We start from the raw sequence: 23,058 nt of genomic DNA, 5'->3' as shown, positions 1-23,058 counted from the left end.
AAACTTCAAATCAATAACTTTGTTTCAACTTATAGACAAGCTTATGGGTAGAGGAATTAGCATGAATAGTGATATGTTTGTTTCCAAAAAACTTTATCTGATGCAATTAATATTGAATATTGCCGTTGTTGCTTTTTTTGGGCTTTTTTGTCACATCGCTTTAGCTGGATTATCAGTTTCTGCTATTACAGCGCAATATATTCACGGTAATCCACCTGAAATTCTAGAAACCGCTGACACAAAAGTTTTAAACGGAATTCAAGTCAAATTAAATATTGATGGTCTTGATCCAGCGATAATTACGCCGGGTAATAGCGATAAGATTTCTGTTGCTTACAATACGTCTCCTAGTCTTTATTCATTTGATGTCGATACTTCAAGCTTGAATGATAGTGATATCAATGATGTGGATGGAGATAAATTGGCTACTAACGGTAGTTTTATCATTCAATCGATTAATGCTGAATGGCGAGACCAGAACAATAATATTATTCCTTCTAACTCTACTTCATTTTTGGGTAGTGATGTGTGTAACTCATCTACTGCTAATGCAAAATCATCGGTAAAAGTGACGATTCAATTTATTGCTAAAACTCAGTACGGTGAGCCTGATACTTCAGAACCAAGAGAAGTATCAAAAACATTTGAAGTAAGTGCTGATGACGGTATCTGTTTTATCAGACCCGGTATACTGGCTTTGATTACTCATAATGGTTGGGATGAAGGTGGGAACTATGCGCCTTATGGTGCTGATACAATAGATGTTAATCCTTCTTATAACAGCGATCAATTTACTATTCATCAAGGCTTTAAGGCCACTGCAAAAGATCAAAATGGTAATTATTTCCCAACTTATGCTTTTCCGGAAGCTCGTTTCAGAATTGTACCAGTCAATCCAATATCTGATTATAGTTATACCTTGGTCAAAAATCCAAATAATTCATTAGTTAATACTGCACGTGATTCAAACGCTGATTCTAAAAGTGAATTTAAATTTACTAACAATGTACCTGGTCAAGGTGATAAATTTGTCATATTAGTGACCAATAATAGAACGCTAGCACAGTTTTATTATACTTTTTCTATAAAACATTGGTTATATTTCTTAAATAACCTTCCGAGTAATTGGCAAAATTCAAATAGATTATGTCAAAACAATAATGATAGATTGCCAACACGAGCTGAGATTACAAACTCGTCTTTAGCTTACACGCCAACCACTAATGATAACTATTATGTAAAAGATAATGGGTACAAAAGAGCAATTGGTGAAGGATTAACGCCAGAATGGGGTAAAGTCTACTTCTATGCACCTTTAGATATTATTGGTCGAGATATGTTAGATGGTTTGTCAAATTTGAAAAATTTCATCTATTATGATTTCTATTTCACCAGTGAACAATCATCAGTGAAAGATATATATGGAAATAATCGATACTACAGTGTAGGGATTGTAGAAGGTAACGTTATTGTTGAACCAGATATAGCATATACCTTATGTGTTAAATATTAGAAAATATATAAAATTATCTGCTTTTTCAAAAAGCGCAGTTAAAGTGATAAGATAATATCTTTAAATTTAATTTTGGGTTTCCACTAAATGAGCAGATTTAAAAACCTGCTCATTTTTATTGTAAAAATTTTACAATAATAAAGATGTTGGTCGATATATCAATCTTTTTAATTAGCTCATCATCTTCCTGATATTTTGGCTATTTTCACATTAATCAAAACTATTTAATTATCATGATAAGTAAACAGTGGGCAAAATAATATTTTTCAGCCCAAATTGTTTTAACTCAGTAGCAAAATTTTCGACATGTTGTTTTGATGCTGGTTCCCATGTTTTGGCTATTCCTTGTACACCATGGTGGTGAAATGCATTGATTCTCACTCTGATACTCGGATCCAACGCCAATAAAAAGTGCGCGATTTGTTCTGCCTTATTTTGAAGATCCGTATGAGTTGGGATGATCAAGAATCTGACTTCATGTAATTTTTGGATCTTTGAAAGATATTCTATTGTTTTTATGACTCGATGATTATCTCTGCCGGTTAACTTTTTGTGAACTTGGGTATCCCAAGCTTTAAGATCAATCATCGCACCATCCATGACATTCACTACTTTTTGCCAACCCGTTTGAGATAAATAACCATTGCTATCAATAAAACAGGTTAAATGTTTTAAGTCATCGGCATGTTTAATGGCATGAAACAGTTTTTCAATAAAAGGTAATTGAATGGTCGCTTCCCCGCCACTAAGCGTAATACCATTTAAAAAGGGAAGGTATTTGCGAATGATGTTTAGTATATCTTCAACACTATATCGGTAAGTCATTGGTGTTGAGTGATATTGGCAAGTTTGAAGGCAAGTATCACATTGCTGGCAAGTTGATGTCTGCCAAATAACTTGATGATGACTAAACGTTAACGCCTGATGTGGACATGTGGCGACACAGTCACCACAATCCTGACATAGTGAAATGGTATAAGGATTGTGGCAATTTAAGCATTTAAAATTACAACCTTGTAAAAATATAACTAATCGGTTTCCCGGCCCGTCAACGCAAGAAAAGGGTAAAAGTTTATTAACGATTGCCCATGACTTGTTCATGACTGATCACCCGTGGTGTACGGCATAAATAGCTATTATTAACGGTATCTTGTGCGGCTTCACTACCTAAAAATGTGGTATTAATCCGTGAACCTTCTTCTTTATATTTTTTGATATCTGATAATCTCACCATGTAGCCCGTTACTCGTACCAGATCATTACCACTAATATTGGCGGTAAACTCTCGGAAGCCAAATTGAAATGCCGCTTTACAAATTTGCAGTAAAGCGGAAGGATTATTTTTAATGGTTTCATCAATCGTTAAAATATCACTAATGCCTGATGTATAATAATGGTGATGTTTAAACAGTGCCATAATATGGGTAACAGGATCCGGCTCGTGACCATAAGGAATTCGTAAGCCCGGTGTAGTGCCTCTATCCGTACTGATACCTGATTGAGCATGTAACATAGCTTTACCTTGCCAAGCATGGTTAATTTTATGATGATTAATAAAGTCGGCTAATTGTTTAGAAATGGTGGTAGCCAGTTCATTAGCATCTTCATCGACACCATAGCGACCCGCTAAGTTCGATTTTTCTTGTAGTATATTAATCGCTTCAGCCATAGCATAAATACCAAACATGGGTGCAAATCGGTTGGCATCAATTAATCCTTCTTTTACTAAAAAACTATTTTGAAAGAAGTTTGACTTTTCGTACAAAAAGGCTGAACGGGCTTTGATTAAATTTAATTGTAGTTGGCAGTAATAGGGTAGCGTATTTTGCAGAAAATCATCAATATGTTGGCTGCGTTTTGCCACTTCTTTTAAGTTGATTCTTGATAGGGTACTGCCACCACCAGCGATAGGTAAGGAGTTATAACAGCTGACAACGCCATAGCCTTTTTCATCAAAATCTTTTTGAATCATCTGATTATTGGCAATGTGAGGTTTAGCCGTTTCGCAAATATTGCCTATTGCAACGGATAGTAACGCTTCAGGTGTGATGTTTTCATCATAGATAAAGGTTAAATTTGGTGCAACTTGTTTGAGTTCTTTGTCCACACGTAAAATCAGACGACAAATAACATTATCGGTTGGTCCAATGTTGGCATGCATAAAAGCATCAGGTAAATTACGATCTAACATTATCCAAAAATGTCTTAATCGTTGATAAAGTTCATCTTCAGTGAGCTCCCCAACATAGGGTAACAATATTTGATCTAAACAACCCAGATAAACAGGCATGCCGGTAACGGATGGTACATGATGATAAACAATAGTCAGCATATTTAAGGCATCATCAAACGTTTTGGCGGGATCAAGTTCTAACCACTCAGAGCCTTGTTTAAGAAATTTAGCATAATCAGGTAGTACATATCGAGGCTTATAAGGCGCATGACCCTCAAACATATCACAAATAACATTTTCGTCTAACGCTTTTCGGGTTTCATTATCAAGCTCAACATAAGGCAGATTATTTTCTGCCGCTAATGCCAATAAGTTGGCTTTCTGTTTGGGTGATAAATTAGGATCGGTGACGATTTGATAACAACTGCTTTGGAACTCTGTCATGTGCATATTAACCTCGATACTAAAAAGCAAATTTATTTAATTTAAATGGTGAACCTAATGATTATTTTTCGATAATCATGCGTATTGGTTCATAATCAGCAGCATTAATTGGCGAATGTGTTTCAAAATACTGTTTTACAACATCCGCATCACGATAACCAGTATCCACATAAGTAGGTAATGTGTTGATTATCGGATAGCCGTCTCCGCCCATCGCTAAAAAATCCAATGTCACCAGACGATACTTCTTTTGTAAGTCAATGGGTTGTTGATTGATTTTGACATTTTCAATATTTTCACCTGAGCGCGTTAAGGTAATATTTCTTAGATGAGTAAAGCCACCCGATCCTTGCTTTTTGCTCAATGCAACGTTAAGGTAGTCAATCAATTCACGTCCGGTTAACTCGACATAAACCACACTATTGCCAAAAGGTTCAACTTTAAGAATATCTCGATAAGCAATATCGCCTTCAATCAATGAATCTCGAATCATCCCTCCCGATAAGATACCCAAGTCTGCACCTGTCTTTTCAATAAAAGCACTGAGTAATAATTGTCCTAAATTACTTTGCTGATATCGGACAATATGGCGATCGCCTTCAAGTCGACCGACCAATTCGCCGCTTTTAATTGACAGTTTTTTTCTGCCTTGTTCTTGATAAGGTTGCAATATCTGCAATAGCTGTGGGTCTTGAGGGATCTCAGTGGTGTAAAACTCAAGGCGTTTAGTGTCGTTGCCATGATCCACTTCTTTTTTAAGGTTAATAGGAATTAATTGATAATTTTTAAGTGTCAATTTTCCATTTAGAAATTCAAAATCTGCTCTACCTACGTATTTTCCCCATTCGTGAGCCTGTACTATCCAAGTCCCATTTTGTTGATCTGGTGCGCAGGGTGTACCGGGAACATATTCAGTAACTCGTTTATTTGCACTTGCCATACAAACCGGATTTTGAGAATGTCCACCTACAATCATATTTAATTCGCCCGATTTTAAGCCTCGGGCTAATTCTACATCACCCGGCGCCATTGAACCGTGTTCACCATTTTCGTAGTGTCCCATATGGGTCACGGCGATAATCATATCTGGGTGTTCGTTTTGTTGAATTTGAGCAATCACTTTTTGTGCTTCAGGTAATGTTTGGCGAAACTCAACACCTTGCGTATTCATGGGTGAAGCGAGATAAATGGTATCATCAGTGGTAAGACCAAAAACGGCAACTCGGATACCATTTAAGTCAAACATTTTATAGGCATCAAAGACACGATTATCCGTGCCTTTGAAGTAAGTATTAGCAGACAAAAAAGGAAAATGTGCCAATTGTTGCTGTTCACGAATGATAGATAATGGATGATCAAATTCATGATTACCAACAGCCATAGCATCATAGCCTATTTCGTTCATGCCAATAAAATCCGGTTTAGCTTGAAGTACATCAGATTCGGGCACACCTGTATTAATATCACCACCTGACAAAAGTAATAATGTTCCACCTTTGGCGGTAACTTCTTTTCTGATGTCATCTACCACCGTTTTTTGAGCGGCAAGCCCATATTCACCAATTTCATTTTGCCAAAAACGACCATGATGATCGTTCGTATGTAAAATGGTGAATTGATAGGGTTGATTCTCTTTCCAAGAATGGGCTATTGGCTGTTTCGTGATAGCATCTGCTATTGCATTGACCGAAAATAGTCCCAAAGCAAGGGCTAGTGATAGTTTTTTAGTTATATTTAAATAATACATGGTGTCTCCTAATTCCTTATAGACAATCACTACTCCGTAATGACCTTATAAATTAATGTTGGCACGTGCGCATTATCACTAATAGTGATATTGTCATACAGTTTTTGTTTGATCGCATCAAGTTTGTCAGTGCTAGCGTGGATGGTAAGTAAAGCTTCGCCTTGTTCCACTTTATCGCCGACTTTTTTATGTAACACAATACCTACCGCAGGATCGATGATATCGTCCTTCGTTGCACGTCCTGCACCTAATTGCATCGCTGCGATTCCGATTTGATCGGCAACAATACGAGAAACATAACCCGATTTAAGTGCTGGTAAGGCGATTTGGTAAGGGGCACTTGCTAATTTTTCAGGGTGATCAACCACTGAGCTATCACCACCTTGCGCTTCAATTAAGGTTTTGAATTTTTCAGTCGCTTTGCCATTGTTTATTGCCTCTTGAAGTTTTACTCGTGCTTCATCAAGCGTTTTCGCTTTATTCGCTAACACTACCATTTGGCTGCCCAATGTCAGTACTAATTCAGTTAAATCTGAAGGACCTTGACCTTTTAAGGTATCAATGGCTTCTTTTACTTCTAGCGCATTACCAATTGCAAATCCAAGCGGTTGTGACATATCCGAAATTATCGCCATGGTTCTTCGTCCAATTTGATTGCCGATCTTAACCATTTCATAAGCTAATTTTTCTGAATCTGCCATCTCTCGCATCAATGCGCCATCACCAGTTTTCACATCTAAAACAATTGCATCGGCACCTGCAGCTAACTTTTTGCTCATAATCGAACTAGCAATAAGTGGAATTGAATTGACCGTACCGGTAACATCACGAAGGGAATAAAGTTTTTTATCAGCAGGCGTTAAATTACCCGATTGTCCAATAACTGACACACCTTTTTGATTGACTTGATCAATAAATTCTTGCTTATCTAATTCCATTTTAAATCCAGGGATTGACTCAAATTTGTCATTGGTACCCCCTGTGTAACCAAGTCCTCGTCCGGACATTTTAGCAACCGGTACACCAACGGCTGCCACTAATGGGGCAAGCACAAGGGTAGTGGTATCGCCAACGCCACCTGTTGAATGTTTATCAACTTTGATACCTTGAATTGAAGAGAGATCGACAGTATCACCCGAATGCATCATCGCTGTGGTTAAATCAGCACACTCTTTTGACGTCATGCCTTGATAGTAGATAGCCATTAATAGAGCACTCACTTGATAATCAGGGATTGTGCCATTAGTATAATTGGTAATAAAAAATTGGATTTCTTCAGTTGTTAGTGGATGTCCATCACGTTTTTTTTCAATAATATCTACAAATCTCATTAATCTTCTCTCTTAATGTCAATATATTAGGTTAATATTACCTTGGTCTGTTTATTTGATGTTAAACGACGTTTAAATCAGTCAACATTTTTGCGCATAAATTGTATAATTTAATACGACATGACATTGTCATTTTTACTCATTTTTAGTGATAATTTTTTATTATAAGAATGTTTCTAGTCTAAATCACTGGGTGAAAATGACCAAGGTAATAGCTCACCAACGGTTGTTTCTTGTATTTTTCCTTGCATATTTGTCAAAATTACGGGCATATCTTTAGCGCAAAATTCACTTATTACTTGGCGACAGGCTCCACAGGGTGAAATAGGTTCGTGGGTATCGCCAATGACAACTAATTTTTTAAATTTGCGTTTGCCTTCTGAAACGGCTTTGAAAATAGCGGTTCGTTCGGCACAGTTAGCCAATCCGTACGATGCATTTTCAACATTGCAACCTAAAATGACCTCGTCATCTTCAGTAATGAGTACCGCACCAACTTGAAATTTAGAATAAGGTACGTAAGCGTTAGAACGTGCGGTTTTGGCCAGTTCGATTAGTTTTTCAATTTTCATCATGATAATCCTGTTAATTATACCTTGTTCTATTGATGTTTAGATTGCACATTCATCGGTGATTGTAAATCCAGACGATAAATCCCAAATCCTAGATTATCTTTTTCCACATAGCTTGCTGGATATAACGAATGTTTTTCGATAACTGCTTTGGCTTCTTCAGTTGGCGATGATTCAAAACGAATATCTAATTTGGTATTACTGGTTATCGGGGCAATTTGCCAGTTATTATCGACTGCCACCTTTACCTCCCCATTTTTATGGGTGGTGTTAGTGATATAAGCCGATAAAATCACTCTTAAATCATCGGGTGAATTAAATTTAACATTTTTGCTTCCCGTTCCCGGAAACGCACCGGTATAAGCACGATAATTATTTGTTGCTATCAAGAAGGTTTGATTAGGATCAATTGGTTTTTGTTGATAGGTTAAATTTTTAATTCGTTCAGACTGCGCATTGATTAGTTGGCAATTGCCATCGTAGCGAGCAGGCTGAGTAATATCAATTTGGTAATTTACGCCATCAATCGTATCGAAATTATACGTTCTGAAATGATCCCAATCTATTAAGTACTGCGGTGTCGTGACTTTCGTATCAATCTGATTATATACCCCTGCCGAACATTCAAGCCACTCTTTGACCTCTTTGCCGGTCACTTGGACGACTGATAACAGGTTAGGGTATAAGTAGATATCCGCTGCATTTCTAAATGTAAGATCGCCTTTTTTTACATCAACAAAAGCAGTTGGATCGTTTTTTCTACCACCAGCCTTGAACGGGGCAATAGCCGATAAAACTGGTAAACCATCAAGATCTGGGTCACCTTGAATAAATTGTTTTACATATGCTATTTGCGCATCACTTATAATTTGTAATGCCGTAGTATCTTGAACTAAAGCCAAATAACTGGTGATATCACTATCAATTTTCCCAATCGGTTTTCCGACAAATTCACGTGTACCTTGGTGATCTTCTTTTAGTACGTGAGTAATATGTTGATCGGCATCAACCAGTGCTTTTTTGGTTTTCATGTCATAAATTGGGCGAGCTTGAGATTTACCTGAAGTCACTTGCCAATTTGAATTGTCACCATTTAGGACTAAATCAACAACGCCCAAATGGCTTCCCCATTGTCCGGGCATAACGGCAGGAACATGATTTATATTGCCGGTTTCAATATTAGTATTCGGTAATGATTTAAAATTGTCGCTTGGAAACACGCCATGTGAATGACCAAACATAATCGCATTAATACCCTCTACTTGACTTAAATAGTATACCGAGTTTTCGGCTAATGCTTTATAAGGTTCAGCAGAAACACCCGAATGCGGAATGGCGATAATGATATTAGCTCCTTCTTTTTTCATTTGCGGAACTAACTGTTTGGCTGTTTCTGTGATGTCTTTAACTTCGACTTTTCCATCCAAATTTAATTTATCCCATTGCATAATTTGAGGTGGAACAAATCCTATATAACCAATTTTAATAGTGTGTTGATTACCTTCTCGATCAATAACCGGCGTGTCGACAATAATATATTGTTTAAAAAAGGGCTGCCCGGTCGTTGCATCATAGACATTGGCATTAATATAAGGAAATTTAGCACCGGCAAGGCTTTTTTGCAGGAAGTCTAAACCAAAGTTAAACTCGTGATTACCTATGTTACCAACGGTATAATTTAACGTGTTCATGGCTTTATAGACAGGGTGGGTCTCACCATTTTTAAGCCCTTTATTGACAGTATAATCTGCCATAGGACTTCCTTGAATTAGATCGCCATTATCAACCAGTACACTGTTTTTGACTTCATTGCGAGCTTGATGAATTAAATTGGCGGTTTTAGCGAATCCAAAGGTATCGACAGATTGATCTTTAAAATAGTCAAAATTCATCATATTGCCATGCAGATCGGTTGTTTCGATAATTCTTAAATCTACTGTTGCTGCATGAAGCGTGCCAGAAATCAATAGGGTTAAAAGGGGTAAAGTGAGTTTATTTTTTATCATATGAATCTCCTATTTATTTCCGGTAATGCTATTTTTCATCCGTTTTAATAATAAATGTTGGTAATGAATAAATCGTTTAATAATGGCTGGGTGATAATTATTTTCATTGATTGCTGTTTGTAATGATAGCTGATCATCGGTGGTGAAACAGGATAGTACATAATCCGTCAACCGTGCTTTTTGCAAATCTTCAACAAACGCCGCATCAATTCCACACAGTGTAATATCGAGCAATTCTAAACGAGTAAAGTGAAAGATAGATTGGGCTAAACAATATTCTTTTTCGATGTCAGTACCAAAAATGCCTGCGTCATCGGTATTTAAGGTAATTCGTACACCCTGATCATAAAGCTGTCTTACTGGGTGATGATGGATATCCCCATGTAACTCATTGACTAAAATGCGGTTACTGGTTAACGCAACTTCTAATGTTATGTTGCGTCGAACTAATTCGTTGATTAATTCCTGATCTTCAATCGCTCGAATGCCATGCCCAATCCTATCTGCACCATGTTTAAGGGCTTGAATAATGCTTGCTGCGGGTTCTATTTCGCCAGCATGATAAGATTTTTTTAAATTGAGTTTTTGGGCTAATTGGTGTGAGGTTTGAAAATCATCGAAGTGACCGGCTTTTTCATTACCGGCAATATTAAAACCGGTAATAAATGGGTGAGGGTTTTTTTCAATAAATAATAGGGTATCATGTACTGTTTTCGCCCCTAAATGCCTAACACCAATCACATGATATCTTACGGTAATATTAAATTCTTTTTGTACGTCAGTTATGGCGGCATCCATTTGCTGTAAGGTTTGATGAAATCGCTCTTCATCCCAGATTATTTCACCCTGTTCTTCTGTTGCGCAAATGTGATAAGGAGAAAGAAAGAGTTCGCAATAGATTAGCCCCTGTTTGGCATTTCGATAAAGAAAATCATAAGTAATAAGGTAATAATCTTCGGGGGTTTTTACAAAATTTGAGACAGTATCATAGGTTTGAATAAACTGAACAAAATCAGTTTCATCATAACGATATCGCCCATTTTTATATTCGTTAGCATCATATTCACCCGATTGATAGCATAACGAAGATGGGAAGGTAATATGATTTTTATCAGCTAACTTTTTAGCCATAAAAGGGGTAATACTACCTTCAACATGTTCATGTAATATCACTTTAGGAAGCAATGGTTTATTCATTTGATAAGTTATCTTTTTAATATGCTTTCTCGGCTCCCACTATTAGGTCGCTTAACACAAATAGTGATAGATTAATGGCATTTTAGCTTTGCTAATTGCGTTGTTATCTATTTTACCTTGATCAGGTATCTTATTTCCATACTTTTTGTGTGACCAATTTTTATTTTGTGAGATAGGTATCGTTTTAATTTAAACAGTATCACCCTGATTAATCACATCATCTCGAGGTTAAAAAGGGTAATTTTAAACGCTAGCTTAATCAATATGCTTGTTTTTGATTCAAACAGAAGGACAATGATCATTATCCTTCTGTGATTGAATGAAACTTCTCAACAACGATTAATTAACGGCCTCGGCTGTTTTTTGTTCATTGGTGTCATTTTTAAATATGACCATAAATATGACAGCCAGCACCAGCGCATAGCCAGCAAAAATGAGCCATACGGTATGCCAATCTGTGATCTGTTTTTCATCAATGATTTGCGTATAGTGTTCGGCGACAATTCCGCTAATCACCGAACCTAAATAAGCACCAATACCATTAGTCATTATCATAAATAGACCTTGAGCACTGTTACGTATACTTGGCGATACCGATTTTTCGACATACATGGAGCCAGAAATATTATAGAAATCAAATGCACAACCATAAACTATCATCGAAAGTAACAGTAATACAAAGCCAATTGGTGATGGGTCGCCATAGGCAAAAAGACCAAAACGCGCAACCCAAGCTAGAATACTAATCAACATTACATATTTGATGCCTAATCTTTTCATAAAGAAAGGTACAAATAAGATAAATATGACTTCCGATATTTGTGAAATCGACAATAAGACTGACGGGTATTTCACAACTAAACTCGTTTCATAGATCGGAATGTTTCTAAAGTCTCGTAGGAATTGGTCACCAAAAGTATTGGTAATTTGTAAAATTCCACCTAATAAGACCGCAAACAGGAAGAATATTGCCATTCTTGGTTGCTTAAATAAGACAAGTGCATCTAATCCTAACGAACTGATAAGTGATTTTTCTTTGATTGCATTTTTTGATGTCGGAATCAAAGGGAGTGTTAACGACACCAGACATAATACGACTGAACCGGCTGCCGCTGTGTATAGTTGCATGTTACTAAGATCAAATTTTAAAAAGCTAACTAACCACATGGCAACAATAAAGCCAATTGTGCCAAATATTCGAATGCCGGGAAATTCAGCGATGACATCAAGCCCTTTAGATTCGATACATGAATAAGCTATTGAGTTTGATATCGCAATGGTAGGCATGAAAGCTAAACAATGAATAAGCATGACAATCATCATCATAGAGGGTGAAGTAATTAATGCAGCAATGCATAATGTAATTGCACCAATTAAATGACAAAGCATGTATAAGCGATTAGCAGGGATCCATCTATCTGCAACTACACCTAATAAACCTGGCATAAATAGCGATGCTAACCCCATTGAACCATACACTAATCCAATATCTGTTCTTGAAAAGGATAAAACATCATTCATGTAAGAACCGAAGGTGATTAACCAACATCCCCAAATAAAAAATTGCATAAAAAATATAACTTTTAGTTGTAACTTAGTATTCATTTCAATTCCTTATTCAATGCGATCTTTTTCATAACTTCTTACCTAAAATATAATCAATAAATTGATTGCAACTTCAACCTGTTGTACAGCGATATTGCGTGAAACCGAAAAAATTTTTTTTGACTGAACACTTTTGATGATGTAGTTCAGTCATTAACAATTTTGAGTAATTAAAAAAAATGGCAGTCATTCTGCCATTTTAGTTTTGGTTTAATAAAACCGATTCTAACGCAACGGTGATCATTTCTTTAAAACCAAGTTGACGCTGTTCAGCTGTCATGGCTTCGCCTTTACGTATATGATCAGATACCGTACAAATAGCTAATGCTTTGGCACCATATTCCGCGGCAACCCCATAAATTCCTGCTGCTTCCATTTCAACCCCTAAAATATTGTATTTTTCCATTACATCAAACAGTTCGGGTTCAACACTATAAAAAAGATCAGCTGAAAAGAGGTTACCCACTTTTACATTAACACCTAATTTTTTGGCTGCACTTACAGCGTGGCAAGTAAGATCAAAATCGGCAATAGCTGCAAAATCATGATCCTTAAAACGAATACGATTAACTTTAGAATCTGTGCAAGCACCCATACCAATAATCACATCGCCAATGTTTACATTTGGGCTAATCGCACCACATGAACCGACACGAATGATATTTTTTACACCATAAAATTTTATTAATTCTGTTGTATAGATAGAACAAGATGGTATGCCCATTCCATGCCCCATAACAGAAACTTTTTGACCTTTATAATAGCCAGTAAAACCTAACATCGCTCTTACATTGGTCACTTCTTGTGCATTTTCTAAAAAGGTTTCTGCAATAAATTTTGCTCGTAATGGATCGCCTGGCATTAAGACAGTTTCTGCAAAAGCATTTTCAATTGCGTTAATGTGTGGGGTAGACATTAATTTCTCCTGAAAGTTTTTGAAAAATATATTTCTGTTACCTATTTTTTGATAAAAGATTGCCCATATTCCATTGGTGATAAATCAAAATAATCGGCAACACTCTGACCGATATCAGCAAAGGTTTTACGATGCCCTAGGGAACCAACAGGAACACTATCACCGTAAACGATGACTGGAATATGTTCACGAGTATGATCTGTGCCAGCCCAAGTTGGATCGCATCCATGATCAGCACTGATAATCAGTAGATCACCCGGTTCGATAAGATCTAACATTTCGGGTAAGCGAGAATCAAAATATTCTAGCGCAGCAGCGTAACCGGCAACATCACGTCGATGACCATAAGACGAGTCAAAATCAACAAAGTTAGTAAATACAATCGTATTATCTTTGGCTTGTTTTATCTCTTCAATTGATGCATTGAAAAGGGCTTCAATACCGGTTGCTTTAACTTTTTTTGTAATACCAACATGTGCATAAATATCGGCTATTTTACCGATTGATACGACAGTGCCTTGTTTTTCATCAACCAGTTTTTTTATCATGGTTGGGGCAGGTGGTTCAACGGCTAAATCGTGGCGGTTACCGGTACGGACAAATTCCCCCGCTTTTTTACCGATAAATGGTCTGGCAATCACACGCCCAATGTTATAATTGCCTTTATTCAGTTCATCACGCGCGATTTCGCAGATTTCATATAATCTATCTAAGCCGAATGTTTCTTCATGACACGCTATCTGAAAAACTGAGTCGGCTGAAGTATAAAATATCGGTTTGCCACTTGTCATATGTTCTTCACCCAGCTCATCTAGAATAATAGTTCCTGATGAATGGCAGTTACCTAAATAACCAGATAGGTTGGCGCGCTTTACAATTTTATCTAATAATTCTTGAGGAAAACTATTGGTGGTGTTGGAAAAGTAGCCCCAATCAAAAAGTACAGGAACGCCAGCTATTTCCCAATGTCCTGATGGTGTATCTTTACCCGAAGAAATTTCACTAGCATAGCCATAAGAACCGATTATTTCACCTTCTGTGTGCATTCCTTGGGGATAATAACCGGTCGATTCGTAGGCTGCTTCGATTAAGCCGAGCTTAGCTAAATTAGGTAATTTTAATGGACCTTGGCGTCCTTTATCGGCTTGACCTAATGCACAGGCTTCGGCAATATGACCTAATGTATTCGATCCTTCATCTCCATATTTTTTTGCATCTTCGGCTCCACCAATTCCAAAGGAATCGAGGATCATAATAAAAACTCTTTTCATAATTTCCTCTAAATCTCAAATATCACTAAGCTTGGCAACCATGTTATGAAATAACGATTGCTAATATTGTGATCTAGCACACATTTGCTTACTTTATTAAAGTCAATTGTGTAACAAAAAAATTTTTTAACGATTAAAACTATTTTTTGAGCCCTTTATAATAAAAGGTTTTCAGGTTAGTTATAATACATGATAAAAAAAAACAGAAAAGATTTAAGCATCGTTTTAGCTGATTATTTGATTAATATTAACGGATTTTGTAAAAAATATTATGACATATTCGCTAATAGAGCGATTAAATAATGTTTTGTTAAGCAATTTGCAGAAAATTATTATTGAAGAAATTAAATGATAAATTTAATTATGATGAATCAAATCTCAAAGGTGTTGTGTTAAAATGAACTATTTAATATCTCAATTATTTAACAAGATGTTAACTAATTCACATCATATTAGCATAGCCCATTTAAGGAATGACGTTATATAAAATCCTGAAAGCTAACTTTAGACATTAACACAAAATAAATACCAATTTAATTAATACACGTTAGTTTGCCCATTTAGGATGAAGTTAATTATAAAAAATAAAGGTAGTGAATAATGAATCAAAAAATCCCGAATACTTTTGGTCTTGAAGTTTTTGCTAAACATGTCATCACGGTATCGAGCGTATTGGAACTACAAAATGTTTGGAATGATAATGTTAATCAACCGATTATGATTATAGGTGAGGGGAGTAATACCCTTTTTACTTGTGATTTTGAAGGCACAATTATCGTTAACCGCATTAAAGGTATTACCATAACTGAAACGGAAAACGAATGGTTGTTAAAAATAGGCGCAGGAGAAAACTGGCATGATGTCGTAACAAAAACGATCACACAAAATATTGCCGGTCTTGAAAATTTAGCGCTTATACCGGGCTGTATCGGCTCTGCACCAATTCAAAATATCGGTGCTTATGGTGTTGAATTTCAAAAAGTTGCTGACTATGTTGAATTGCTGGAACTTGCAACCGGTAATATTATCACCGTGACTGACGGGCAATATGGATACCGTGAAAGCATTTTTAAACAACACTATTCTCAAGGATATGCGGTAATTTATGTCGGTATAAAATTAGCTAAACAGTGGCAGCCAGTACTCACTTATGGTGAATTAAAAAACTTTGATGCTAAAACTGTCACGCCTAAAATGATTTTTGATAAAGTGTGTGAAATTCGTCGCAGTAAATTACCCGATCCTAACTTACTTGGTAATGGTGGCAGTTTTTTTAAAAATCCAGTGGTGGATAAAGTTATTGCCGACAAACTACTTGAAATCTACCCGGCAATGCCAATATACCCACAATCAAACAATCAAGTTAAATTAGCCGCTGGTTGGTTAATCGATCAGTGTGGCTTAAAAGGTTATCAGATTGGTGGTGCTGCTGTTCATCAACAACAAGCATTGGTTTTAGTTAATATCAATAAGGCAACGGCACAAGATGTAGTTGATTTAGCACGTCACGTTAGAAACGCCGTTTTAAATAAATTTTCAATACGTCTATCACCTGAAATCCGCTTTATCGGTGCAACAGGCGAAATTGATGTAGACAATTTTTTATAATCATTTTGAACTATGAAACACTCTTATTCATTTCCGATTTTATTAACAAGTTTACTCTTTGTTACGATCGCTTTATCAGCATTAAATACCCAAGTACCACTGTGGTTAGAAAAAGACCAGTTTTCGTTAGGGCAAATTGGTCTGGTAGGGTCAAGTTATTTTGCTGGTAACTTGCTTGGTACAATCATGGCAAACTGGTTAATTAGTCATTTTAATGCTCGTTATACTTATACCTATAGTTGTTTACTTTTCGCTATTGCCACCATTAGCTTAAGTTTTTCAATGGATTTTTATAGTTGGGCAATATGGCGTTTTATGATTGGTATGGCTTGTGCGGTGACATGGGTTGTGATTGAAAGTTGCATTTTAGTCACCGGAACAGTACGTACACGAGGAAAAATGCTAGCGGTTTATTTAACAACTTACTATATTGGTACGGTGTTAGGGCAAGCGTTGTTAAGATATTTTCCGCAAGAAGTACTCTATTTTGGACTGGTTATTACACTATTAATGGCATTGGCTATTTTATTTATTTTGCTTACTCACTATAAATTACCAAAAAGAAAGAAAAGCGGTTTAAATATTGTTCCAATGATTTTACATAAGCCTTCTCGGATAGGGCTTATCGGTTGTATGATTGCGGGCATGTTAATTGGTTCTTTATATTCATTATTACCTGTCTACTATTCACATTTAGGGTATAGCGATAGCCAAGTCGCTAATTGGATGATTTTACTTATTTTGTCTGGCGTTATTGCGCAACTTCCTGCTAATTGGTGTGCAGATAAATATGGCCGTCGAGTGGTGTTACTGATTGAATCTTTAATCATGTTAGTTGCTTGCTTATTATTGGTATTTAACTTATTTGATGTGTTTGCCATTATTTTATTAGGCACAACCATCTACACGATTTATCCAATATCCATGGCATGGGCTTGTTCTTGTGTACGAAAACAAGATATTGTATCAATGAATCAAGCAATGTTATTAACCAATACGTTAGGAAGTCTTATTGCGCCGGCGATCATTGCTTATGTCATGGATATAACCAATAACTCTTATTTATTCATCAGTTTTGCTATAATTTCACTTTATTTTATTATTTTATTAGTCTACAAGCGAGGAGCGAATGCGCAGTTATCAAAATCCCCTTAAATTAATTGAAATTCTAGCCGACGGAAATTTTCATTCCGGCGAAGAGCTAGCGTCTGATTTTGGTATTACGCGTGCCGGAATAAACAAATATATTAAAGTGCTCCGTGAATGGGGAATTGAATTATCCTCGATACAAGGTAAAGGCTATAGTTTAAAAATACCGATGGACTTATTTAATAAATCCAAGATAGATCAGTATTACCAAGCTGATAGTCGTGTTGAAATTTTACCAATTATCGACTCAACTAACCAATACATGCTGGATAAAATACCCGATTTAAAATCGGGAGATTGCTGTATAGCCGAATTTCAGTCAAAAGCACGAGGAAGACGGGGGCGTCAATGGTTTTCACCTTTTGGTACCAATCTCTATTTTTCAATGTATTGGCGATTAGAGCAAGGCATTGCAGCAGCAATGGGACTAAGTCTAGTTGTGGGTATTGTTGTTACGCAGGCTTTACGTGAATTATCGGGTCAAGATATTAAAGTAAAATGGCCTAATGATCTCTATCTAAATGACCAAAAATTAGCAGGTATCTTGGTCGAATTAGCCGGTAAAACTGGGGATTGTGCTCATGTTGTGATTGGTATCGGGGTTAATTTAAACATGACCAATCCCGACCCAAATATTGTCAATCAAAAATGGGCTAATTTAGGGAACATCAATCGTAATTTATTGGTTGCCAAAATTGCAAAAACATTACGGGAAAATTTAGAAAAATTTGAAAAAAATGGATTAGCATTTTTTATTGATGATTGGAATCATCTCGATAATTTTATCCATCGTCCTGTTAAATTACTCATTGGTGATGATGTGATTCGAGGTGTAGCAAAAGGTATAAATGATCAAGGTGCTTTACTGCTTGAACAAAATGGCAAAATCCAAGCATATATTGGTGGTGAAATCTCATTACGAAGTGATGAGTAACAAATTGTTCCCTGTATACACAGGGACAATAAATTCTTATAAAATTCAATAAATATCATGTTTATCAACTTTCCACTTTTTGGTAAAAATTCTGCAAAGTGAGTTAATGGCTGTACCCTGTTAGTTAACAAGTAGAATGTGACAAATTCCAAAAAGGAAAATATTTCACTGCAATTCATTAAAATCCATTCCCAAAAGCGAGAAATGACCTTGTAACTAGAAATGGGTCGGTGCACGAATAAATTACAAGAAGAATAGGCGCATCCAACTCCTTGTTAAATTCAATTAACTAACTGATTAATATAAATTAATGTATTTAAAATATCTAAAACCCAACTGAATAAAAAAACAACAAAAAAGTTGGTAGAATTTTAAACTTTGCTATTTTAATTAATAAACAATAGGTTATAATTAGGGTGTTCCCTGTATACACAGGGATAAACCGAACAATTGCCCGTTCTCATCATGAGCGCCATTGTGTTCCCTGTATACACAGGGATAAACCGGAGGTTCATTTTTTTGAGGGTAGAATATACAGGTGTTCCCTGTATACACAGGGATAAACCGATGGTTGAGTTTCTAATGCCTATCAGATACGAGTGTTCCCTGTATACACAGGGATAAACCGAACTTGATGGCTAGTCGATCCCTTGCGGGGCTGTGTTCCCTGTATACACAGGGATAAACCGGAGAATCGGAACGAGGCAATAGGTTGCGATGTGTGTTCCCTGTATACACAGGGATAAACCGGGGCTCACCACCGATGCAACAACGTGGGCAAAAGTGTTCCCTGTATACACAGGGATAAACCGGCTACTCATCTGGTTTGTATAATAATAAACTAGTGTTCCCTGTATACACAGGGATAAACCGGATGTTCCATACTTGCGACTTCATCTCTAATTGTGTTCCCTGTATACACAGGGATAAACCTGACGTTCTCATATTCTTTTTTCATTCTAACGTGTGTTCCCTGTATACACAGGGATAAACCGCTGTGGATAGTGGCAGCAAAAACGCCGAAATAGTGTTCCCTGTATACACAGGGATAAACCGGCGATGCAGGTCGGCGTTGATGCGGACGGAGGGTGTTCCCTGTATACACAGGGATAAACCGCGCTAATCTTATTAGTTGTTATTCTGCCGAAAGTGTTCCCTATATACATAGGGATAAACCGCCAACGTTTCTCTGAGCCAACGTCAGGAGTTGGTGTTCCCTATATACATAGGGATAAACCGGAATCTTCTGTTATTTCACCAAATAGTGAAGTGTGTTCCCTATATACATAGGGATAAACCGTGCTTAGGGGACATCGAGGCTTTTATTGAGTTGTGTTCCCTATATACATAGGGATAAACCAGAGGCAAATAGTTATGACGGTACAGATAACAGCGTGTTCCCTATATACATAGGGATAAACCGTTGCCCGGACCTCTACTATTTTGTAGAGCCTTGTGTTCCCTATATACATAGGGATAAACCGACGATAGATTACCAGACAATCTGAGTTTTAAAGTGTTCCCTATATACATAGGGATAAACCGCGATTACAGGTAATTAAAAATGTTATTCGAGTGTGTTCCCTATACACATAGGGATAAACCATTTGCTCGGTATTTTTAGGTTTTGATTTTTGCGTGTTCCCTATACACATAGGGATAAACCGGTAGCAATCCTCTTTCAAATTCAATATGAGCAGTGACCGGAAGGGCTACTAAATAAACGTTGATTTAAAAGCATGAATTTCATACCATTATCCAAAAATCAAGGAGATAGTATGAAAAAAATTGTATTGTTTGGGATAATTGGTTTTATGTTGGTAGGGTGTTCATCGTCACCGGTGTCTAATGATGAAGCGGTAAACGTTCCTCAAAAGCGAATATACAACCAAAACATTTTTGAAAAAAAAGAAGATTCAGGAACAGTTATTATAAAAAGAGATAAAGGCTTTGTAAGTAGCGCATGTTCCGATTCTCTTTATGTTGATGGTGTTAAAATTGCTGATTTAAACCCATCTGAAAAAATCACAATTTATCCTCGGATTGGGAAGAGAGTTTTTAGCATGATAGCTAATAACATTTGTGGTGGTGGTCTGGTTGAGGTTGAAGGGGATGTTGAGAAAAACCAAGTTTTAACATATAGGATTGCTCATTCTTTAAATGGTGGATATGGTATTTATAGAACAGCGTTTTAAATGGACTAATCAACCATAGGAAAATGGTATAAAAAGTTATTCAAAAGGAGAAAGTAAATAAAACCCTTTAAGAGGGTTTTATTTAAAAATCTAGTAGCTCAGGCTTAATTTGTAGGGCCTCAGCAATTTTAATTCGCGTTGATTTCCTTAACTTTTGGATTTTTTAATATTGAGAATACGCCGATTGGCTGATGCCAATCCTATTCGCAACATCAACTTGGGATAAATTCAAATACTTACGCCATGCTTGAGCTGGTGAATAGTTATTATCAAAAACCATGTTTACCACCTCACTTGGTACGCCTGCTTCAGTGTCAATCTGCTTGGATTTTGATAACTCTAAATATTGAGTATACGGCATAACCACAAATTGAGGTTGCCCGAGTTCATTATTAATAAATTGTATATTAGTACGTGCGTTCATCGAGCTTTTTCTCCTCTTCAACAGAAACAATAAGGATAACACCATCAAAATTAAAAAAACTCGATAATTTCCTACTCGCAATCTGTATTGATATTTATGATTAGTCAGCGCCTTTACATTAGCACAATTAGGCATATCAGCTAATGCTTCAGCTCTTGTCCCTGTAAAAAGCGAGTTACCTGTTGCTTTAGGGATTCAAAAAAACATTTCCCAAAAAATATCAATTTACTCATCATTGACAAAATATATGTCAAAACTACATTCCAAATTAAGTTCACACATTATTTTCATTTGTTCTGGCCATAATACAGGTCCACCATGACCAGCCAATGATCGCCATACACAATCAATACCCATAGTCACGTTTTTATTTGTCTGTAATTTCTCTAACGCCTCTTTACAGGGTACTATTTTATTTAGTAACCAATCTAAATGTTTTCTTAAGTCTCTAGATATAACATCATCTTTTGATGATAAAAACCAACCAGAAGTTTTAATCTCTTTAATTCTTCCGATACGATTAATACTCTTAGTTCCAATAATATTTTTTTGTGTTGGTTCAATTTTCAAAAGTTCAGTTATCTTATCGGGGTGAATATCATTGGAATATATTAACAATGTTGCATAACATTCATCACAACTTGGATATTCTGGAGATATGGGAGTTCGCCTAGAATTTATTGAAATCATTTTAAATATTTTCCAATATTACCTATAACATTGCCAATAGAATTAATATAATCACCATTATCTAAAATTCTTCCATGATGATCATTTCGTATATTATTATCTTTTTTAAGTGATTCAAGGGCTCTACCCCATTCACGTTTATTAATATTTTCACCAAAATATTTATTCAGAGCATTTGCTGTACTTTGAGTTAAAGTATTACTACCACTTTGTAAAACCTTAGGAACTCTACCTGAAGCACCAACACTAGGCGGAACTGGTAGTAGTAATCCTTCTGCATCAATTCAATTTCCATTTAGCAATTGGTATAGAACAATTAAAAATTCCCATTTATCTTCTTATTTTCATATTGTTGGATATATACATCTATAGGGTATGCTGTTCCCAACTCATATATTTTTCCACTATCTTTATCTATTATAAATGGACAATTACCGATTAATTGTGTTGAAAAATCACCAGTTTCTAAAAACTCTCTGGATTGGAAACAAAAAAGCCATCCTTCAGAAAATCTGTCAATTACAGTGATTTCTACAGGAATATCGTATTCAGCTAAATAATTTTTAGCTTTATTTAACGCTTCAATAAAAGTAATCATCAATTAGTCCTTAAAAATTTGAAAGATTTGAATTTGCTCATATCCGCAGCTTTACCTGTTTGACCATCTAAGAAACGTATTTTCCCATTTTGATTTACAACATTAAAAACATGCCCTGGTTGCCCTGGTCCATAGGAACCGAATACAATACCCCTTGCACCAGTTCCAGCATTTGACATTTGCTCAATAATATTATTAGGACCACTGACATTTTGAAATTTTGTCCCATATTGTTTTTCTAATACGGATATTGAGACTCCATTTTTTGAATTAATGGGTAAAGCGGATGCGGGATTACCACCCAATGTTGCATCAGTTGCTATAGCACAATTAACACAATTATGAGTTCTACCTTCAGTAGGGTAACCAGGATTTACATCACGTATAGAACCTGCCGTATCATTAAGAATAGAACTCGTCTCCACCTTTTCAGCAACATTATTCCAATTAACCTCATCTAATTCAACCGTTACCGTTTCAATTTTATGATGTACTTTCGCTCTGACTTCAGTGCCAGTTATTTTGATGCGGGCGTATTTTAATAAGCGTAATGAACGGGTTAAGGGTTCGGCTAAGCCGCCGGCTATTATTCCTTCTAAACTGTTTTTTAATCGTCCTTCTGCAAAACTATCGTCTGGTTTGGCTTGTAAATATTCGGTTATTGGGTTAGCCAGTTCGGGAAATT

The 23,058-nt window shown here is 36.2% G+C and carries 19 protein-coding genes and 1 CRISPR repeat array; of the genes, 5 read left to right on the top strand and 14 right to left on the bottom strand.

Annotated features, from left to right (window positions below):
- Positions 1–61: 61 nt before the first annotated feature.
- A complete protein-coding gene (locus J3U36_RS00095; protein WP_267379402.1) occupies positions 62–1,513 on the top strand; it encodes a hypothetical protein in 1,452 nt (483 codons plus the stop codon).
- A 231-nt stretch (positions 1,514–1,744) separates the two neighbouring features.
- Here J3U36_RS00095 and J3U36_RS00090 read toward each other — a convergent pair whose 3' ends face one another.
- The 10 genes from J3U36_RS00090 to J3U36_RS00045 all read right to left on the bottom strand — a co-directional run bounded on the left by J3U36_RS00090 (position 1,745) and on the right by J3U36_RS00045 (position 14,775).
- Entirely contained in the window at positions 1,745–2,614 is an 870-nt protein-coding gene (locus tag J3U36_RS00090; protein ID WP_267379404.1) for a YjjW family glycine radical enzyme activase, read from the bottom strand.
- Positions 2,589–4,136: a YjjI family glycine radical enzyme gene (locus J3U36_RS00085; protein ID WP_416379829.1), complete on the bottom strand. Its 1,548-nt coding sequence runs from the start codon at positions 4,134–4,136 to the stop codon at positions 2,589–2,591. The genes J3U36_RS00090 and J3U36_RS00085 overlap by 26 nt, the downstream gene beginning before the upstream one ends.
- Before the next feature lie 55 nt (positions 4,137–4,191).
- Complete coding sequence (gene ushA / locus J3U36_RS00080) at positions 4,192–5,877, bottom strand: bifunctional UDP-sugar hydrolase/5'-nucleotidase UshA (RefSeq protein ID WP_267379408.1); 1,686 nt, start codon at positions 5,875–5,877, stop codon at positions 4,192–4,194.
- Positions 5,878–5,906: 29 nt separating this feature from the next.
- Positions 5,907–7,208 carry a pyrimidine-nucleoside phosphorylase gene (locus tag J3U36_RS00075; RefSeq protein ID WP_267379410.1) on the bottom strand — a complete coding sequence of 434 codons (1,302 nt, stop codon included), beginning with the start codon at positions 7,206–7,208 and terminating at the stop codon, positions 5,907–5,909.
- 176 nt (positions 7,209–7,384) lie between these two features.
- Positions 7,385–7,780 carry a cytidine deaminase gene (locus J3U36_RS00070; RefSeq protein ID WP_267351102.1) on the bottom strand — a complete coding sequence of 132 codons (396 nt, stop codon included), beginning with the start codon at positions 7,778–7,780 and terminating at the stop codon, positions 7,385–7,387.
- A 29-nt stretch (positions 7,781–7,809) separates the two neighbouring features.
- Positions 7,810–9,786 (bottom strand): bifunctional 2',3'-cyclic-nucleotide 2'-phosphodiesterase/3'-nucleotidase, encoded by a 1,977-nt coding sequence (locus J3U36_RS00065; protein WP_267379413.1) that lies wholly within the window; start codon positions 9,784–9,786, stop codon positions 7,810–7,812.
- Between the two features lie 9 nt (positions 9,787–9,795).
- Complete coding sequence (gene add / locus J3U36_RS00060) at positions 9,796–10,983, bottom strand: adenosine deaminase (RefSeq protein ID WP_267351105.1); 1,188 nt, start codon at positions 10,981–10,983, stop codon at positions 9,796–9,798.
- A 339-nt stretch (positions 10,984–11,322) separates the two neighbouring features.
- The gene (locus J3U36_RS00055) at positions 11,323–12,588 is read right to left on the bottom strand and encodes a nucleoside permease (RefSeq protein WP_267379415.1); all 1,266 of its coding nucleotides are present in this window, start codon (positions 12,586–12,588) and stop codon (positions 11,323–11,325) included.
- A gap of 199 nt (positions 12,589–12,787) precedes the next feature.
- The gene (deoD, locus tag J3U36_RS00050; RefSeq protein WP_267379417.1) at positions 12,788–13,504 is read right to left on the bottom strand and encodes a purine-nucleoside phosphorylase; all 717 of its coding nucleotides are present in this window, start codon (positions 13,502–13,504) and stop codon (positions 12,788–12,790) included.
- Between the two features lie 41 nt (positions 13,505–13,545).
- Positions 13,546–14,775 carry a phosphopentomutase gene (locus J3U36_RS00045; RefSeq protein WP_267379419.1) on the bottom strand — a complete coding sequence of 410 codons (1,230 nt, stop codon included), beginning with the start codon at positions 14,773–14,775 and terminating at the stop codon, positions 13,546–13,548.
- A 597-nt stretch (positions 14,776–15,372) separates the two neighbouring features.
- Here J3U36_RS00045 and murB point away from each other — a divergent pair.
- The 4 genes from murB to J3U36_RS00025 all read left to right on the top strand — a co-directional run bounded on the left by murB (position 15,373) and on the right by J3U36_RS00025 (position 20,661).
- Entirely contained in the window at positions 15,373–16,383 is a 1,011-nt protein-coding gene (gene murB / locus J3U36_RS00040; protein ID WP_416379831.1) for a UDP-N-acetylmuramate dehydrogenase, read from the top strand.
- 12 nt (positions 16,384–16,395) lie between these two features.
- On the top strand, positions 16,396–17,538 hold the full coding sequence (locus J3U36_RS00035; protein ID WP_267379423.1) for an MFS transporter: 1,143 nt from the start codon (positions 16,396–16,398) through the stop codon (positions 17,536–17,538).
- Positions 17,513–18,466, top strand: a complete 954-nt coding sequence (gene birA / locus J3U36_RS00030) for a bifunctional biotin--[acetyl-CoA-carboxylase] ligase/biotin operon repressor BirA (RefSeq protein ID WP_267351116.1) — start codon at positions 17,513–17,515, stop codon at positions 18,464–18,466. Before J3U36_RS00035 ends, birA begins: the two co-directional genes overlap by 26 nt.
- 416 nt (positions 18,467–18,882) lie before the next feature.
- A CRISPR array of direct repeats spans positions 18,883–20,133; the repeat unit is 29 nt; unit sequence GTGTTCCCTGTATACACAGGGATAAACCG.
- A 111-nt stretch (positions 20,134–20,244) separates the two neighbouring features.
- Entirely contained in the window at positions 20,245–20,661 is a 417-nt protein-coding gene (locus J3U36_RS00025; RefSeq protein ID WP_065557897.1) for a hypothetical protein, read from the top strand.
- 163 nt (positions 20,662–20,824) lie between these two features.
- On the opposite strand, the gene J3U36_RS00020 is transcribed toward J3U36_RS00025, so the two are convergent.
- The 4 genes from J3U36_RS00020 to J3U36_RS00005 form a co-directional block, all read right to left on the bottom strand.
- Positions 20,825–21,085, bottom strand: coding sequence for a helix-turn-helix domain-containing protein (locus tag J3U36_RS00020; protein ID WP_267379425.1), 261 nt, complete (start codon positions 21,083–21,085; stop codon positions 20,825–20,827).
- A 225-nt stretch (positions 21,086–21,310) separates the two neighbouring features.
- Positions 21,311–21,775, bottom strand: coding sequence for a DUF4279 domain-containing protein (locus J3U36_RS00015; protein ID WP_267379427.1), 465 nt, complete (start codon positions 21,773–21,775; stop codon positions 21,311–21,313).
- 316 nt (positions 21,776–22,091) lie between these two features.
- A complete protein-coding gene (locus J3U36_RS00010) occupies positions 22,092–22,373 on the bottom strand; it encodes a YrhB domain-containing protein (protein ID WP_187756470.1) in 282 nt (93 codons plus the stop codon).
- On the bottom strand, positions 22,373–23,058 hold a 686-nt coding region (locus J3U36_RS00005; RefSeq protein WP_267385822.1), incomplete at its 5' end, for a toxin glutamine deamidase domain-containing protein. The genes J3U36_RS00005 and J3U36_RS00010, both read right to left, overlap by 1 nt.

Origin of the sequence: Gilliamella sp. B3817, assembly GCF_026536705.1 — a bacterium.
GTDB classification, from domain to species: domain Bacteria; phylum Pseudomonadota; class Gammaproteobacteria; order Enterobacterales; family Orbaceae; genus Gilliamella; species Gilliamella apicola_I.
This window is presented reverse-complemented; position numbering and strand designations above follow the sequence as displayed.

Excerpts from the sequence above, each read along its gene's own strand:
- J3U36_RS00095 (WP_267379402.1), top strand. The coding sequence starts at position 62 with ATGAATAGTGATATGTTTGTTTCCAAAAAACTTTATCTGATGCAATTA.
- J3U36_RS00090 (WP_267379404.1), bottom strand. The coding sequence starts at position 2,614 with ATGAACAAGTCATGGGCAATCGTTAATAAACTTTTACCCTTTTCTTGC.
- J3U36_RS00085 (WP_416379829.1), bottom strand. The coding sequence starts at position 4,136 with ATGCACATGACAGAGTTCCAAAGCAGTTGTTATCAAATCGTCACCGAT.
- ushA (WP_267379408.1), bottom strand. The coding sequence starts at position 5,877 with ATGTATTATTTAAATATAACTAAAAAACTATCACTAGCCCTTGCTTTG.
- J3U36_RS00075 (WP_267379410.1), bottom strand. The coding sequence starts at position 7,208 with ATGAGATTTGTAGATATTATTGAAAAAAAACGTGATGGACATCCACTA.
- J3U36_RS00070 (WP_267351102.1), bottom strand. The coding sequence starts at position 7,780 with ATGAAAATTGAAAAACTAATCGAACTGGCCAAAACCGCACGTTCTAAC.
- J3U36_RS00065 (WP_267379413.1), bottom strand. The coding sequence starts at position 9,786 with ATGATAAAAAATAAACTCACTTTACCCCTTTTAACCCTATTGATTTCT.
- add (WP_267351105.1), bottom strand. The coding sequence starts at position 10,983 with ATGAATAAACCATTGCTTCCTAAAGTGATATTACATGAACATGTTGAA.
- J3U36_RS00055 (WP_267379415.1), bottom strand. The coding sequence starts at position 12,588 with ATGAATACTAAGTTACAACTAAAAGTTATATTTTTTATGCAATTTTTT.
- deoD (WP_267379417.1), bottom strand. The coding sequence starts at position 13,504 with ATGTCTACCCCACACATTAACGCAATTGAAAATGCTTTTGCAGAAACT.
- J3U36_RS00045 (WP_267379419.1), bottom strand. The coding sequence starts at position 14,775 with ATGAAAAGAGTTTTTATTATGATCCTCGATTCCTTTGGAATTGGTGGA.
- J3U36_RS00035 (WP_267379423.1), top strand. The coding sequence starts at position 16,396 with ATGAAACACTCTTATTCATTTCCGATTTTATTAACAAGTTTACTCTTT.
- birA (WP_267351116.1), top strand. The coding sequence starts at position 17,513 with ATGCGCAGTTATCAAAATCCCCTTAAATTAATTGAAATTCTAGCCGAC.
- J3U36_RS00025 (WP_065557897.1), top strand. The coding sequence starts at position 20,245 with ATGAAAAAAATTGTATTGTTTGGGATAATTGGTTTTATGTTGGTAGGG.
- J3U36_RS00020 (WP_267379425.1), bottom strand. The coding sequence starts at position 21,085 with ATGAACGCACGTACTAATATACAATTTATTAATAATGAACTCGGGCAA.
- J3U36_RS00015 (WP_267379427.1), bottom strand. The coding sequence starts at position 21,775 with ATGATTTCAATAAATTCTAGGCGAACTCCCATATCTCCAGAATATCCA.
- J3U36_RS00010 (WP_187756470.1), bottom strand. The coding sequence starts at position 22,373 with ATGATTACTTTTATTGAAGCGTTAAATAAAGCTAAAAATTATTTAGCT.